Source organism: Streptomyces sp. NPDC002994 (assembly GCF_040611155.1).
Taxonomy (GTDB): Bacteria; Actinomycetota; Actinomycetes; order Streptomycetales; family Streptomycetaceae; genus Streptomyces.
On record NZ_JBEXNQ010000010.1, the window covers coordinates 214,673 to 231,045 of the forward strand.

General features: G+C 71.4%; 10 protein-coding genes. 5 read left to right on the forward strand and 5 right to left on the reverse strand.

Annotated features, from left to right (window positions below; genetic code table 11):
* Positions 1 to 99: 99 nt before the first annotated feature.
* The 5 genes from aceE to ABZX79_RS16330 all read right to left on the reverse strand — a co-directional run bounded on the left by aceE (position 100) and on the right by ABZX79_RS16330 (position 9,196).
* Positions 100 to 2,769 carry a pyruvate dehydrogenase (acetyl-transferring), homodimeric type gene (gene aceE, locus ABZX79_RS16310; protein ID WP_355256999.1) on the reverse strand — a complete coding sequence of 890 codons (2,670 nt, stop codon included), beginning with the start codon at positions 2,767 to 2,769 and terminating at the stop codon, positions 100 to 102.
* Positions 2,770 to 3,311: 542 nt separating this feature from the next.
* A complete protein-coding gene (locus ABZX79_RS16315) occupies positions 3,312 to 3,935 on the reverse strand; it encodes a GntR family transcriptional regulator (protein WP_355257002.1) in 624 nt (207 codons plus the stop codon).
* A gap of 98 nt (positions 3,936 to 4,033) precedes the next feature.
* Positions 4,034 to 5,860 (reverse strand): 2-oxoglutarate dehydrogenase, E2 component, dihydrolipoamide succinyltransferase, encoded by a 1,827-nt coding sequence (sucB, locus tag ABZX79_RS16320; protein WP_355257004.1) that lies wholly within the window; start codon positions 5,858 to 5,860, stop codon positions 4,034 to 4,036.
* 53 nt (positions 5,861 to 5,913) lie between these two features.
* Entirely contained in the window at positions 5,914 to 7,302 is a 1,389-nt protein-coding gene (lpdA, locus tag ABZX79_RS16325) for a dihydrolipoyl dehydrogenase (RefSeq protein ID WP_355257007.1), read from the reverse strand.
* Positions 7,303 to 7,642: 340 nt separating this feature from the next.
* Entirely contained in the window at positions 7,643 to 9,196 is a 1,554-nt protein-coding gene (locus ABZX79_RS16330; protein WP_355257010.1) for a leucyl aminopeptidase, read from the reverse strand.
* Between the two features lie 370 nt (positions 9,197 to 9,566).
* Between ABZX79_RS16330 and ABZX79_RS16335 the strand changes: the two genes are divergently transcribed.
* The 5 genes from ABZX79_RS16335 to ABZX79_RS16355 all read left to right on the forward strand — a co-directional run bounded on the left by ABZX79_RS16335 (position 9,567) and on the right by ABZX79_RS16355 (position 16,357).
* Complete coding sequence (locus ABZX79_RS16335) at positions 9,567 to 11,585, forward strand: hypothetical protein (RefSeq protein WP_355257013.1); 2,019 nt, start codon at positions 9,567 to 9,569, stop codon at positions 11,583 to 11,585.
* A gap of 69 nt (positions 11,586 to 11,654) precedes the next feature.
* Positions 11,655 to 13,217: a GT4 family glycosyltransferase PelF gene (gene pelF / locus ABZX79_RS16340; protein ID WP_355257016.1), complete on the forward strand. Its 1,563-nt coding sequence runs from the start codon at positions 11,655 to 11,657 to the stop codon at positions 13,215 to 13,217.
* A complete protein-coding gene (locus ABZX79_RS16345; RefSeq protein ID WP_355257019.1) occupies positions 13,217 to 14,896 on the forward strand; it encodes a hypothetical protein in 1,680 nt (559 codons plus the stop codon). Before pelF ends, ABZX79_RS16345 begins: the two co-directional genes overlap by 1 nt.
* A gap of 10 nt (positions 14,897 to 14,906) precedes the next feature.
* The gene (locus tag ABZX79_RS16350) at positions 14,907 to 15,557 is read left to right on the forward strand and encodes a spherulation-specific family 4 protein (protein ID WP_355257022.1); all 651 of its coding nucleotides are present in this window, start codon (positions 14,907 to 14,909) and stop codon (positions 15,555 to 15,557) included.
* Positions 15,554 to 16,357, forward strand: coding sequence for an endo alpha-1,4 polygalactosaminidase (locus tag ABZX79_RS16355; protein WP_355257025.1), 804 nt, complete (start codon positions 15,554 to 15,556; stop codon positions 16,355 to 16,357). Before ABZX79_RS16350 ends, ABZX79_RS16355 begins: the two co-directional genes overlap by 4 nt.
* Positions 16,358 to 16,373: the final 16 nt, after the last annotated feature.

The following is a 16,373-nucleotide window of genomic DNA, read 5'->3' on the forward strand; positions in this document are numbered from 1 at the left end:
GCCGGGGCTCCGCCCCAGACCCCGCTCCTCAAACCCCGGAGGGGCTGAGTGAGCCCGCTGGAGGGGCTCCCATGGAGCCCCTCCAGCGGGCACACCTCCTCAGAGGCCGTAGCGCTCCCGTGCTTCCTTGACCGCCGACGCCGGCACCTCGCCCCGGCGGGCGAGCTGGGCCAGGGTCGCTACGACCACGGACTGGGCGTCGACGCCGAAGTGGCGGCGGGCCGCCTCGCGGGTGTCCGAGAGGCCGAAGCCGTCCGTACCGAGCGAGGAGTAGTCCTGCTCGACCCACTGGCTGATTTGGTCGGGGACCTGACGCATCCAGTCGCTCACCGCGAGGACGGGGCCCGGCGCGCCTTCGAGCGCGCGGGTGACGTACGGCGTGCGCATTTCGCCGCGCAGTAGCGCCTCGTCGCACTCCAGCGCGTCGCGCCGCAGCTCGCCCCACGAGGTGGCGGACCAGACGTCGGCCGCCACGCCCCAGTCGGCGGCGAGGAGTTCCTGCGCCTCCAGGGCCCAGTGGATCGCCGTACCGGATGCGAGCAGCTGCGCGCGCGGGGCATCGGCGGCCGGTGCTGCCGCCTCCTTGAAGCGGTAGAGGCCCTTGACGATGCCCTCTTCGACACCTTCCGGCATCGCGGGCTGCGGCTTCGGCTCGTTGTAGACGGTCAGGTAGTAGAAGACGTTCTCGGCCTCGGGGCCGTACATCCTGCGCAGACCGTCCTTGACGATGACGGCCACCTCGTACGCGAACGCCGGGTCGTAGTTGAGCGACGCCGGGTTCGTGGACGCGATCAGGTGCGAGTGGCCGTCCGCGTGCTGGAGGCCCTCACCCGTCAGGGTCGTACGGCCGGCCGTCGCGCCCACGATGAAGCCGCGGCCGAGCTGGTCGCCGAGCTGCCACATCTGGTCGGCGGTGCGCTGCCAGCCGAACATCGAATAGAAGATGTAGAACGGGATCATCGGCTCGCCGTGCGTCGCGTACGACGTCGAGGCGGCGATGAAGTCGGCCATCGCGCCGGCCTCGGTGATCCCCTCGTTGAGGATCTGGCCGTCCTTGGCTTCCTTGTAGTACATGAGCTGGTCGCGGTCGACCGGCTCGTACGTCTGGCCCAGCGGCGAGTAGATGCCGGCCGACGGGAACAGCGACTCCATGCCGAAGGTGCGGGCCTCGTCCGGGACGATCGGGACCCAGCGCTTGCCGGTCTCCTTGTCCCGCATCAGCTCCTTGGCCAGGCGTACGAACGCCATGGTGGTGGCCATCTCCTGCTTGCCCGACCCCTTGAGGAGGGCGCTGAAGGCGCGGTCGGCGGGCTCGGGCAGGGCCACCGCGTGCACCCGGCGGGCCGGGGCGGGGCCACCGAGGGCGGCGCGGCGCTCCTGGAGGTAGCGGACCTCGGGGGAGTCGGCGCCCGGGTGCCCGTACGGTACGAGCTCCTCGTCCAGCTTCGCGTCCGGGATCGGCAGGTCCAGCAGGTCCCGCATGGCGCGGAACTCCTTGCCGGACAGCTTCTTCATCTGGTGGTTGGCGTTCTTCGACTCGAAGCCCGGACCGAGGGTGTAGCCCTTCACGGTCTGCGCGAGGATCACCGTCGGCGCGCCCTTGAACTCCACGGCCGCCTTGTACGCCGCGTACACCTTGCGGGCCTCGTGGCCGCCGCGCGAGGTGTGGAAACACTCGGCGATCTTCGCGTCGGTGAGCAGCTTGCCCAGCTCGGCGAGCGCGGGCTCGGCGCCGAAGAAGTGCTCGCGGATGTACGCCACGTCGCGGGTCGCGTACGTCTGGAACTGCGCGTCCGGGACCTCGCGCAGCCGGCGTACCAGCGCGCCCTGGGTGTCGAGCTGGAACAGCTCGTCCCAGGCGGAGCCCCACAGCGTCTTGATGACGTTCCAGCCGGCGCCGCGGAACTGGGCCTCCAGCTCCTGTACGACGCGGAAGTTCGCGCGTACCGGGCCGTCGAGGCGCTGCAAGTTGCAGTTGATGACGAAGGTCAGGTTGTCGAGCTGCTCGCGGGCCGCGAGGGTGATCGCGGTGGTCGACTCGGGCTCGTCCATCTCGCCGTCACCGAGGAACGCCCAGACGTGGGAGTTGGACGTGTCCTTGATGTTGCGGTTGGTGAGGTAGCGGTTGAAACGCGCCTGGTAGATCGCGGAAAGCGGGCCGAGGCCCATCGACACGGTGGGGAACTCCCACAGCCAGGGCAGGCGGCGCGGGTGCGGGTACGACGGCAGTCCGTCGCCGGCGGCCTCCTGGCGGAAGCGGTCGAGCTGGCCCTCGTTCAGGCGGCCGTCGAGGAAGGCGCGGGCGTAGATGCCGGGGGAGGCGTGGCCCTGGATGTAGAGCTGGTCGCCGGAGCCGTCGCCTTCCTTGCCGCGGAAGAAGTGGTTGAAGCCGGTCTCGTACAGCCAGGCGGCGGAGGCGAAGGTGGCGATGTGGCCGCCTACGCCGAAGCGGGAGCCGCGGGTGACCATCGCGGCGGCGTTCCAGCGGTTCCAGGCGGTGATGCGGGATTCCATCGCCTCGTCGCCGTCGAAGGCGGGCTCGGCGGAAGTCGGGATGGTGTTGACGTAGTCCGTCTCCAGCAGCTTCGGCAGCGCGATGCCGGCGCCTTCGGCGTGCTGAAGCGTGCGGCGCATCAGGTAGGCCGCCCGCTGCGGGCCTGCGGCCTTGGTGACGGCGTCGAGGGAGGCCGCCCACTCGGCGGTCTCCTCGGTGTCACGGTCCGGGAGCTGGTCGAGCTCGCTCGGAGAAATGCCTACGGGGTCGGTCATGATGGCCGCCTTCCGGAGAGGAGGGGGGTGAAGAAAAGGGGGGCCTTGTCTGGCAGGACAGGGCGGTGGGGTCGGTAGACCCGCGCCGTCGACTGTAAGTCCCTGATCGATGATCGATCAAAGCCTGGAGGCGAAAAACTTGTCCGCAGAACGAAATTGGCATTCCGTGCCGCGAAATGGGGCACGGGGTGCCGGGGCGTTTGTGGCATTCCGGGCGCGGGTTGGTGGCTGCGGCTCGCCTGCGGCGCTGTTCCCCTACCCGCCCCTTCCCGCGACTGGGGCGCTGCCCCAGGCCCCGGTCCTCAAGCGCCGGACTGGCTGGAGTGGGCCGGGGGTGCTGCCGGGGCTCCGCCCCGGACCCCGCTCCTCAAGCGCCGGAGGGGCTGGGTGGTGCGGCCGAATCCAGCCCGTCCGGCGCTTGAGGACAACGCCCGAAGGGCGTCTGTGTTGTCTGGGGGCTGGGGGCTTGCCCCCAGTTTCGGGAAGGGGCGGGTAGGGGAACAGCGCCGCAGGCAAACCGCACCCGCACCACCCCAGCCGCGTCACGCCCTCGGCGCGCAGCCCAGGACGTGGTCCTTTACCAGGGTGCCGATGGCCGGGTCGCGGCGGCGGAAAGCCTGGACCAGCGCGTCGTGTTCCTCGGCGTACGACTTCTGGACCGTTCCCAGCCAGCGGATGGACAGCGCCGTGAAGACCTCGATGCCCAGGCCTTCCCAGGTGTGGAGGAGGACGCTGTTGTGAGCGGCGCGGACCAGCTCGCGGTGGAAGGCCACCGTGTGGCGGACCTGCGCCGTGCCGTCCGCCGTGCGGTCCGCCTCGTACAGGGCCGCTACGTGCGGTTCCAGGGCCGAGCAGTCGTCCGCCAGGGCCGACGCCGCCAGCTCGGCCGCGATCTGCTCCAGGCCGGCCCGTACCGGATAGCTCTCCTCCAGGTCGGCCGCGGTCAGATTCCTTACCCGTACGCCCTTGTTCGGCGCCGACTCGATCAGGCGCAGGGACTCCAGCTCGCGCAACGCCTCCCGCACCGGCGTCTGGCTGACCTCCAGCTCCGTCGCGATCCGGCGCTCCACGATCCGCTCGCCCGGCTTCCAGCGCCCACTGACGATCCCCTCCACAATGTGCTCGCGGATCTGCTCGCGCAGCGAGTGGACGACGGGCGGGGTCATGAAGCGCTCCTTCAAGCCGTGTTCGGTCTCTAGACCATACGGCGGCGCCCCCGTCCGACTAACTCCGGACGGGGGCGCAGACGCTGGTGAGACGAGCGTTACAGGCCGAGCTCGACCTCGAACTCGCCGGCCTCCAGGATCGCCTTGACGGCCGTCAGGTAACGGGCCGCGTCGGCGCCGTCCACCAGGCGGTGGTCGTAGGAGAGAGCCAGGTAGGTCATGTCACGGATCGCGATGGTCTCGCCGAGGTCCGGGTGGTTGATGACCACGGGACGCTTGACGGTGGCACCGATGCCCAGGATGGCGACCTGGTTCGGCGGCACGATGACCGTGTCGAACAGCGCACCGCGCGAACCGGTGTTGCTGATCGTGAACGTCGCGCCGGACATCTCGTCCGGGCTGATCTTGCCGGAACGGGCCTTGCCGGCCAGCTCGGCGGTCTTCTTGGAGATACCGGCGAGGTTGAGGTCGCCCGCACCCTTGATGACCGGGGTCATCAGACCCTTTTCGGCGTCCACCGCGATACCGATGTTCTCGGTGTCGAAGTAGGTGATCGTGCCCTCGTCCTCGTTGATCCGGGCGTTGACGACCGGGTAGGCCTTCAGCGCCTGGGCCGCGGCCTTGACGAAGAACGGCATCGGAGACAGCTTGACGCCCTCGCGGGCGGCGAACGCGTCCTTCGCCTTGTTCCGCAGCTTCATCAGCTTCGTGATGTCGACCTCGACGACCGAGGTCAGCTGGGCCTGCGTGTGCAGCGCCTTCATCATGTTGTCGCCGATGACCTTGCGCATGCGGGTCATCTTGACCGTCTGACCGCGCAGCGGGGACACCTCGAGGGACGGAGCCTTCGAAGCGGCCGCATGGCCTCCGGCAGTCACAGCAGCGGCCGGAGCCGGGGCAGCGGCGGCGGCCTTGGCGGCCTCCGCTGCGGCCACGACGTCCTGCTTACGGATACGGCCACCGACGCCGGTGCCCTTGACCGTGCTCAGGTCGACGCTGTTCTCGGCGGCGAGCTTACGGACGAGAGGCGTCACGTACGCACCGTCCGCCTCGGGGGCGGAAGGGGCGACGGGGGCGGGAGCAGCCGGAGCGGCAGGAGCCGCAGCGGCGGGAGCCGGCGCGGCCTGGACCGGCGCCGGAGCCTCGACAGCGGCCTCGGCCGGAGCCGGTGCCGGTGCCGGTGCGGGGGCCGGAGCCGGCGCAGCAGCCGGCGCGGGCGCCGGAGCGGCGGCCGGGGCCGGAGCCTCAGCAGCAGGTGCGGCAGCCGGGGCCGCGCCCGCGGCACCGATGACGGCGAGCTTCGCGCCGACCTCGGCGGTCTCGTCCTCGCCGACCAGGATCTCCAGCAGCGTGCCCGCGGCCGGGGAGGGGATCTCGGTGTCGACCTTGTCGGTCGAGACCTCGAGCAGCGGCTCGTCCTCCGCGACCTCCTCGCCGACCTCCTTCAGCCAACGGGTGACGGTGCCCTCGGTGACCGACTCGCCCAGTGCGGGCAGTACGACGTCAGTACCGGAGGCGCCGCCGGCCGGAGCGGCGGCAGGGGCCGGAGCCTCGGCGGCGGGCGCCGGAGCGGCCACGGCCTCGGGCTGCGGCTGAGCGGCGGCCGGGGCCGGAGCCTCGGCAGCAGGTGCAGCAGGTGCGGGGGCCTCGGCGGCAGCCGGGGCCGGGGCGGCAGCGGGCGCGCCCGTGCCGTCGTCGATGACGGCCAGCTCGGCGCCGACCTCCACCGTCTCGTCCTCGGCGACCTTGATGGACGAGAGGATGCCCGCCGCGGGGGCCGGGATCTCGGTGTCGACCTTGTCGGTCGACACCTCGAGCAGCGGCTCGTCAGCCTCGACGCGCTCGCCCTCGGCCTTCAGCCAACGGGTGACAGTGCCCTCGGTGACGCTCTCGCCGAGCGCCGGAAGGGTTACGGAAACCGGCATGGTTTCGGTTGCTCCTTACGAATTGCGGAAGTGGTCGTCGCGCCCGGACTGAACTAGTCGTGGGAGTGGAGCGGCTTGCCGGCCAGGGCCAGGTGGGCCTCGCCGAGCGCCTCGCTCTGCGTCGGGTGTGCGTGGATGAGCTGCGCGACCTCGGCCGGCAGCGCCTCCCAGTTGTAGATCAGCTGAGCCTCGCCGACCTGCTCGCTCATACGGTCACCGACCATGTGAACGCCGACCACAGCGCCGTCCTTGACCTGGACGAGCTTGATCTCGCCACCGGTCTTGAGGATCTTGCTCTTGCCGTTGCCCGCGAGGTTGTACTTGAGAGCGACGACCTTGTCCGCGCCGTACACCTCCTTGGCCTTCGCCTCGGTGATGCCGACGGAAGCGACCTCGGGGTGGCAGTACGTCACGCGCGGCACACCGTCGTAGTCGACCGGAACGGTCTTGAGACCGGCCAGACGCTCCGCCACCAGGATGCCCTCGGCGAAGCCGACGTGCGCGAGCTGGAGCGTCGGGACGAGGTCACCGACGGCGGAGATGGTGGGCACGTTCGTCTGCATGTACTCGTCGACGAGGACGTAGCCGCGGTCCATCGCGACGCCCGCCTCCTCGTAACCGAGTCCCTGCGAGACGGGGCCGCGGCCGATCGCGACGAGCAGCACCTCGGCCTCGAACTCCTTGCCGTTGGCCAGGGTGACCTTGACGCCGTCGGCGGTGTACTCGGCCTTCTCGAAGAAGGCGCCGAGCGAGAAGTTGATGCCGCGCTTGCGGAACGCGCGCTCCAGCAGCTTCGAGCTGTTCTCGTCCTCGACCGGCACGAGGTGCTTCAGGCCCTCGACGATGGTGACGTCGGTGCCGAAGGACTTCCACGCCGAGGCGAACTCGACGCCGATGACGCCGCCGCCGAGGATGACCGCGGACTTCGGAACGCGGTCCAGGACGAGCGCGTGGTCCGAGGAGATGATGCGGTTTCCGTCGATGTCCAGGCCCGGCAGCGACTTCGGCACGGAGCCGGTCGCCAGCAGGACGTGGCGGCCCTGGATGCGCTGGCCGTTCACGTCGACGGACGTCGGGGAGGACAGCCGGCCCTCGCCCTCGATGTACGTCACCTTGCGCGAGGCGACCAAGCCCTGGAGGCCCTTGTACAGGCCCGAGATCACGTCGTCCTTGTACTTGTGGACGCCCGCCATGTCGATGCCGTCGAAAGTGGCCTTGACGCCGAACTGCGCGGCCTCGCGTGCCTGGTCGGCGACCTCGCCCGCGTGGAGCAGAGCCTTCGTCGGGATGCAGCCGTTGTGCAGGCAGGTGCCGCCGAGCTTGTTCTTCTCGATCAGGGCGACGTCCAGGCCCAGCTGCGCTCCGCGCAGTGCCGCGGCGTAACCGCCGCTGCCACCGCCGAGGATCACTAGGTCGAAAACGGTGCTGGCGTCGTTCGCCACGTCACGTCCTCCATGCATGTGCGCCGGTCGCCGGTCATCGACCGGGCGGCGGCTGGTATCGGCCGCTTTATATTCGGCCCTGTGGTGGGGGCCCTGTCCTGCCGAGAACCCATCTTCGCACTTGTCGACGGACGGCGGGACGCGGGGCCAGGGTGCGAGACGGTCCGGGGACCGCTCGCCAAGGGTTACTGCGACGTACGGATGTACGGATTTCGTTGAAGGCGAAATTGGACGCGGGTATTCCGACGTACGTTCCGGCATGCGTTCCCACGTACGTTCCCGCGTGCGTACGGTCCCGGACGCGTGCCCGGGACCGTACGCACGAAGCCGCCTCGAAAGCTCAGCCGAGGTCGCCCGCGGCGGTGTGCTCGGCGAGCGCCACCAGGGTGCGGATCGCGGAACCCGTGCCGCCCTTGGGGGTGTAACCGAACGGTCCGCCGTCGTTGAAGGCGGGGCCCGCGATGTCCAGGTGCGCCCAGGCGATGTCGTCGCCGACGAACTCCTGGAGGAACAGACCGGCGACCAGGCCGCCGCCCATCCGCTCGCCCATGTTGGCGATGTCGGCGGTGGAGGACTCCATGCCCTTGCGCAGCTCGGCCGGCATCGGCATCGGCCAGGACTGCTCGCCGGCCTCCTCCGCGATCTCGTGGATGGCGGTACGGAACGACTCGTCGTTGCCCATCACGGCGAACGTGCGGTTGCCGAGCGCCAGCACCATCGCGCCGGTCAGCGTCGCCACGTCGACGATCGCGTCCGGGCGCTCCTCGGAGGCGCGGGTCAGCGCGTCACCCAGGACGAGACGGCCCTCGGCGTCGGTGTTGAGCACCTCGACGGTCTTGCCGCTGTACATGCGCAGCACGTCACCGGGGCGCACGGCGCTGCCGGACGGCATGTTCTCGGCGAGCGCCAGCCAGCCGGTGACGTTGACCTTCAGGCCCAGGCGGGCGGCCGTGATGACGGCGGCGAACACGGCGGCGGCGCCGGCCATGTCGCACTTCATCGTCTCGTTGTGGCCGGCCGGCTTGAGCGAGATGCCGCCCGAGTCGTAGGTGATGCCCTTGCCGACGAAGGCCAGGGTCTTCTCCGCCTTGGGGTGCGTGTAGGCGAGCTTCACCAGGCGCGGACCGTGCTCCGAGCCCTGGCCGACGCCGAGGATGCCGCCGTAGCCGCCCTTGATGAGCGACTTCTCGTCGAGCACCTGCACCTTGAGACCGTGCTCCTTGCCGGCGGCGGCGGCCACGGCGGCGAAGGACTCGGGGTACAGGTCGTTCGGCGGGGTGTTGACCAGGTCGCGGGCGCGGTTGATCTCCTCGGTCAGCGCGAGGGCGCGCTCCGCGGCGGCCTTGAACGCCTTGTCACGCGGCTTGCCGCCGAGCACGGCGATCTCGGCGAGCGGCTGCTTCGGACCGTTGCCTGCGGGCTTCTCGCCCTTCCCGTCCTTCTCCCCACCCTGGTACGCGGTGAAGGAGTACGCACCGAGCAGTGCGCCCTCGGCGACGGCGGCGGCGTCCTCGACGGCCTCGACGGGCAGCGCGAAGCCGGCCTTCTTGAAGCCGCTGAGCGCGCGGGCGGCCGCACCGGCCGCGCGACGAAGGGACTCGGCGCTGTACGCGTCGTCCTTCTCAGGGGCGGTGCCGAGGCCGACGGCCAGTACGACAGGGGACTTGAGGCCCGACGGTGCGGGCAGCTTGGTCACCTCGCCCTCGCCGCCCGAGGCGCCGAGGGTCTTCAGGACGGAGGCGAGCTTTCCGTCGAACGCCTTGTCCACGGCCTCGGCGCCCGGTGCGATCACCAGGTCCCCGGACTTGGAGCCGGCGCCCTTCGCCACGCCGACGACGATGGCGTCGGCGCGCAGCGCCGCCGCGCCGGAAGTGCTGAGAGTGAGAGCAGTCACGGTGGTGAAATCTCGCTTCCGTTGAGTTCTTCGGCCGAGGGGGTGGGGCCGGCCGTGCCCGGCGCGACAGTATCCCGGTGGCCCGGCATCCCGGTGCCCGGCGGCCTGCCGGACCGGTTGAGCGCCGGGAACGAGCCTACGCGCGGTTGCACCGTTCGATCACAGCAGCGAGCAGTTCACTCATCAGAGGTGTCCTTTTCGTGTGTACGGTGCGCAGAGTGAGGCCTGCGTCACACTCGTGACAATCCGGCAAGTGACCATCACCTTGTCTTGCATGATTTCGCATGATTTCCACAGATCTTCCGCGAATACTCCGCAGGGAGGTCGCCTAGGGGGAGGGTGCGCCGTGGCGTACAGGACGAGGACGCGTATGGGCAGAACCGGAGCGGCGCTGCTGGCAGCCGGTCTGCTCGTGGTGGCGGCGCCGCCGACGGCCGCGGGGGCGGCCACCGTGCCGCGTATCGACCTCAGCGTGCTGGTCGTCGACGACGGCGGCGACGCCGTGGAGGCGGTCGAGTCGGAGCTGCGGAGCACCGGCGTCCCGTACACCCTGGTGCGGCTCGACGAGCCGGGCCGGCCGGTGATCGACGCGGGTTTCCTCGCCGACACCGTCGACGGGCGGCCGCGTGCCAAGTACCAGGGGATCGTGCTGCCGAACGCGGACCCGTTCGGCGCCGGATCGGCGGAGTCGGGCGCCCTGGCCGCGTACGAGAAGACCTTCGGCGTCCGGCAGGTCGACGCCTACAGCTGGGCGCACCCCGGCGTCGGCCTCGACTACACGAGTGACGGCGGGTACGCCGGGCCGCTCGACGGCGTGGACGCGGCCGTGACGGCGGCAGGAAAGGCCGGTCCCTTCGGCTACCTGGACGGAGCCGTCGAGTTCGAGGACAACTCGCCGTCCGTCGGCGAGAGCTACGGCTACGCCGGCCGGCCGCGCGAGGGCTACACCAGCTACCTGGACATGCCGGTCGCCGGCGCCGGCGGCGGACGGGCCAGCCTCGTCGGCGAGTACGCCCACGACGGGCGCCGCGAACTCGTCGTCACCTTCGCCTACAACCAGCACCAGCGGCAGTTCCGGCTGCTCGCCCGCGGCATCGTCGAATGGCTCACCCAGGGCGTCCACCTCGGGCAGAGCCGCAACTACTTCTCCGTACACGTCGACGACGTCTTCGCGCCCGACAGCCGCTGGGACACCGAGCTCAACTGCACCCCCGGCGACTTCGACTGCGGGGACGGCGAGGGCGCGGGAACCACTCCCATCCGGATGACCGCCGCCGACGCGCAGTACGCCGCCCAGTGGCAGCAGAGCGCCGGTTTCACCCTGGACATGGTCTACAACGCGGGCTCCGGCGAGGCGTGGAAGACCGCCAACGCCGGCAGCGACCCACTCACCACGCAACTGCTGGCCGACCGGGCGAAGTACCGCTGGGTGAACCACACGTACACGCACCCCTACCTCGGCTGCGTCCAGGACACCTCGACCGTTCCCTGGCAGTGCGCGAAGGACGCGGCGGGCAGCACGCTGTGGATGAGCCGCGCCGAGATCTCCGCCCAGATCAAGGACAACCACAACTGGGCGGTGGCCAAGGGCATCACCGTGGACAGGGCCGAGCTGGTCACCGGCGAGCACTCGGGCCTGAAGGCACTCCCGCAGCAGACGGTGGACAACCCCAACCTGGCCGGCGCGCTCGCCGACAACGGTGTGAAGTGGGTCGCGAGCGACAACTCGCGCGAGCCGCGCCAGCGGGCCGTCGGCAGCGCGCTCACCGTGCCGCGCCACCCGATGAACGTGTACTACAACGTCGGCACCGCCGCCGAGATGACCGACGAGTACAACTGGATCTACAGCAGCAAGGCCGACGGGGGCAGCGGCGTCTGCGAGACCCACCCCGGCTCGACCTGCCTCGACGGCCCGCTCGACCCGGCCACCGGCTACGCGACGTACATCGCGCCGCAGGAGGCACGCACCGCCCTCGGCCATGTCATCGCCAACGACCCGCGCCCGCACTACGTCCACCAGTCCAACCTGGCCGAGGAGCGGATCCTCTACCCTGTCCTGGACAAGGTCCTGGGCGACTACCGCTCTCTCTTCGCCGACAACACCCCGGTCGTCAACCCGCGCCACCGGGACACGGGTTACGAACTCGCCCGACGCGCCGCCTGGGACAAGGCGCTCGCCGACGGCAAGGTCACGGCGTACCGCATCGGCGCGACCGTCACCGTCCAGGCGCCGTCGGGGGTGGCGGCGCCCGTCACCGCGCCGGAGGGCACGCGTAAGCAACTGTTCCTGGGCACCGCCGTGTTCGGCACGGCGTACGCGGGACAGCGCTCGGCCTGGGCGAAGCCCGAATCGCTCCAGCAAGCGATCACGCTCCGGCTGCCGGCCTGACCGGCGGCTGTCTGACCGACAGGCCTGCCCGACCGACAGACCTGTCACTCGTCCTGGGGGGACACGAACATGGGCCGCGGGCTCCACGTCAGCATGCTCACCGAAGGCACGTATCCGCACGTCCAGGGGGGCGTCAGCACCTGGTGCGACCAGCTCGTCCGTGGAATGCCCGACGTCGACTTCCATGTCGTCTCGCTCACCGGCAGCGGCCGCGAGCCCGTCACCTGGGAACTGCCGCCCAACGTCTACCAACACACGACGGTCCCGCTGTGGGGACCGGAAGCGGCATTACGTGTACGACGCGGCCCGCGCTCCCTCGCCGGCCGCGACCGCCGCGGCTTTCTCGCCTCGTACGAACGCTTCCTGCTCGCCGTACTCGACCCGGAGGCCGGCTGCGACTTCGGCCATGAGCTGTACGCCCTCGCCGCGCTCTCCCGCCAGGGCCGACTGACCCCCGCCCTGCGCTCGGAGGCGGCCCTGCGGACCCTGACCAGGGTCTGGACCATGCGCCACCTGCCCACCGCCCACGCCGCACCCACCCTCCACGACGCGCTCACCGCCACCGACCTGCTGGAACACCTGCTGCGGCCGCTGGCCGCCCGCATACCCGCCGACAGCGTCGCGCACGCCGTCAGCAGCGGCCTCGCCACCCTCCCCGCGCTCACCGCCAAGCACTTCGACGGCGCGCCCTTCCTCCTCACCGAGCACGGCATCTACCTGCGCGAGCGCTACCTCGGCTACCGCACGGCCGCCCAGCGCTGGCCGGTCAAGGCGCTGCTGCTCGGCTTCTACCGCGAGCTCAACTCGCTCGGCTACCGGGAGGCCGACCTGATCACGCCCTGCAACCAGTACAACCGCCGCTGGGAGGAGCGGGGCGGCGCCCCGGCCGAGCGCATCCGCACCGTCTACAACGGCGTCGACCCGCACCTCTTCCCGCACGCCGGCCCGGAACCCGACGTCCCCACCCTCACCTGGGCCGGCCGCATCGACCCCATCAAGGACCTGGAGACGCTCGTACGGGCCTACGCGCTCGCCCGCGCCCGGCTGCCGGAGCTGCGGCTGCGGCTCTTCGGCGGGGTGCCGGACGGCGGCGAGGACTACCGCACGAAGCTGGAGAAGCTGGCGGCCGAACTCGGCGTCACCGACGGCATCACGTACGAGGGACGCATCTCGGACGTGGCGCGCGCGTACGGGGCGGGGCACGTCGTCATGCTGTCCAGCATCAGCGAGGGCTTCCCTTTCAGCATCCTGGAAGCGATGTCGTGCGGGAGGACGACGGTGTCGACGGATGTGGGTGGCGTGCGGGAAGCCGTCGGCGACACGGGGGTCGTGGTGCCGCCGCGCGAACCGGAGGCGATGGCGCGGGCGGTGCTCGACCTGATGGCGGACGACGCCCGGCGGGCCGAACTCGGCCGGCTCGCGCGGCAGCGGGTGATCGACCTCTTCACGCTGCGCCGGTCGGTCGAAGGCTTCCGTGAGATCTACCGCGAACTGGACGGCGTATCGGAGCCGCAGGGCGTGGGCCTGGGCCTGGCGGCCACCACGACCACCCTTCCCGCTCTTCCCGCGCACTGGACGACCGAACTCCGGGACCCCTGGTGGAGCGACCTGTCGACGCACGGGGCGGCCTGATGAGCGGCCCGCTGTGGACGCCGGACGCGACGACCGTACGGCGCGACACGCTGCCGCGCGTACCGAGGTACCAGCGGCCGCGCTGGGCGGCGGATCCCGTCGACGAACTGGCCGACCGGCTGGGTGATGTGACGGCCGCTGCCGTGCATCCCGACGAGATCGCGGCGATTCTCGAATCCGACGGTATGACGGACGACCACATCCGGCTCACGTACGGCCGCGAGAGCTCGTTCGCGCTGGCCGAGGCCCTGTTCGCCCGGGTGCCCCGCGCCTACCCGGAACCGGCGGCCCAGCCGGCGTCCGCCGGCCCCTGGCGCATCGGTCTCTTCGCCTGCCTCCTGCGCGGGCTGGTGTTCGCGCTGCCGGGGCTCGCGTACGTGCTGGGGGCGCCGTTCGTGGCCGGTGGGGCTCCCGGCGGGAGGGGCCTGCCCGCCGGGACGGACGTGCTCCTGGTGGGCGCGCTCACCGGCTGGGCGTGGAACCAGGCGCTGGCGCACCGCGCGTACACCTGGCTCGGCCTCGGCGACCCCCGGTCGGCGGCCCGCACCCTGCTCACCGGGGCCCCGGCGGGCGCCCTGCTGGGCACGGCGGCGGCGGTCGCGGTCGCGGGCCCGGGGGAGGGCGGCGCGGCGGCGTTCGCCACGGCCCAGGCGATGTACCAGGGCGCGGCGACGGCCCTCCTGGTCCTGGCCCGCGAACGCCTGCTGCTGTACGCCCTGACCCCGATGACACTGGGCGCCGTGCTGACCCTGGTGCACGAGGTCCCGGGGGTGGGGAGGGCGGCGCTGCTGCTCGCTTCGGGGCTGGCGGTCCTGACGCTGGCGACCCGCGAGGTGCTGCGGGCGGGGACTTTTTCACTTCCCCACCCCGCCCCTTCCCGCCGTGACATGCTGCGGCTCCGCCGCGTGGCCTCGAACCCCCGGGCCACTTCAGCCCCTCCGGCGTTTGAGGAGCGGGGTCTGGGGCGGAGCCCCAGTTCCGGAGTGGGCCCCCAGGTCTCCGGCTGGGGAGGGACCGGTGCGGCGGGGGCGCCGCGTTGGGTGTCCGGGGCCGCAAGGCGCCTCTGGCCGAGGCCGGGTGCGGTCGCCGGGCCGTCCCTGCTGCGGTCCGTGCCGTACGGCGTCTTCGGGCTCGCGACCGGCGTACTCGTACTGCACGCCGTACTCCAGAACCTGCTCGGCGGCACCGCTTCCGGCATCGTCGCCGCCCCCGGCGCCGTAGCACTCACCCTCAGCATGGGTCCCGCCGAGTGGCTCCTGTACCGCTTCCGGCGCCGGAGCGACGCCGGGCTCCGCAGGAGCACCACCCCCCGGGAATTCCGGCGCGCCGCCACCGTCACCCTCGCCCAGTGCCTCAGCGGCTACCTCGCCGTACTGCTCGCCCTCCTCGCCGCCACAACCCTGCTGTGGCTCGGCGCGCCCGTACCCGACGCGACCCGCGCCACCGGCCTGTTGCTCACCGGTGTCATGCTGTGGACGGGGCTGCTGCTCCAGGCCTTCGGCGCGGTGACCGCCGCGGCGACCGTCTGCGGGGCGACCGCGCTCCTCCAGACGGCGGCAGTCACGGCGGGCCCCGGAGCCACCGGCATCGCCACGCTCGCCGTCCCCGGAGCGGGAGCCGCCGTGCTGACCGCCCTGGTCTGCGTACTGCTGGGTCGCGCGACGGCCCACCGTCATTGAGGATGCCCACGTGAACAACCTGCTCGTACCCTTCTACGAGCACCCCGCCGAACGCCCGGCCGCCTGGGACGCCGTCATCCGGGCGGCCCCCCGCCTGTACGGAGTCGTACTCAACCCGGACAGCGGCCCCGGCGCCGCACCCGACCCCGCGTTCGCCGCCGTGTCGACGCGCCTGCGCGCCGCGGGCGTACGCGTCCTCGGGTACGCCGACACGGACTACGCGCGCCGCCCGCACGCCGCGGTGGTGCGGGACCTGCTGCGCCACCGCGACTGGTACGGCGCGGACGGCGCGTTCCTGGACCAGGTGACGGCGGAACCGGACGCGCTGCCCCACTACCGGCGTCTCGCCGTCGCCGCGCGCGCGGCCGGCGCGGCCACCCTCGTGCTGAACCACGGTGTCCACCCCGACCCCGGCTACCTCGAACTCGCCGATGTACTCGTCACGTTCGAGGGCACCTGGGACACGTACACGTGCACGTACCGCAGCGCCGCCCAGGACCCCCCGCCCTGGACAGCGGCGTACGCGCACGACCGTTTCTGCCACCTCGTCTACGCCGCACCGCCCACCGCCGAGTTCACCGCCGGTATCGGCTGCGCCGTACCGGGCGAAGCACCTCACCCGTGGGGCACGTTGCCGCACGCGCTTGAGGCGGCCCGGTGAGGCACCGACGCGTACTCCTGCTCCTCCTCCCGCTGCTCCTGCTCGCGGGCTGTACGGGCGGCGGCCCACCCGCACCCGACGACCGCGGGCCGAACACCACCCGCTGGCAGCCCCACCCCGGTCTCGCCTGGCAATGGCAGCTCAGCGGCAAGCTCGACCCCGCCGTCGACGTACCGGTGTACGACATCGACGGCTTCGACCACCCCGCCTCCGCCGTCGCCGACCTGCACCACCGCGGCCGCAAGGTCATCTGCTACCTCTCGACCGGCGCGTGGGAGGACTTCAGGCCGGACGCCGCCGCGTTCCCGAAGTCCGTACTGGGCCGGGGCAACGGCTGGAAGGGCGAGCGCTGGCTCGACATCCGCCGTACCGACATCCTGGAGCCCCTGATGGCCCACCGCATGGACCTCTGCCGCGACAAGGGCTTCGACGCGGTGGAGCCCGACAACATGGACGGCTACCGCAACCGCACGGGCTTCCCCCTGACCGCCGCCCACCAGCTCGACTACAACCGCCTGATCGCCCGCCTCGCCCACGACCGCGGCCTGGCCGTCGGCCTCAAGAACGACCTCGACCAGATCCCCGACCTCGTCGGGGACTTCGACTTCGCGGTCAACGAGCAGTGCGCCCAGTACGACGAGTGCGAGAAGCTCACGCCGTTCATCGACGCCGGCAAGGCGGTCTTCCACGTCGAGTACGAGCTGCCGACGAGCCGCTTCTGCCCCCAGGCGCGCGAGCTGCGGCTCAGCTCGATGCTGAAGAAGTATGACCTGGGGGTGTGGCGCGAGCCCTGCGAGTAAGGCGGGCGACAGGCCG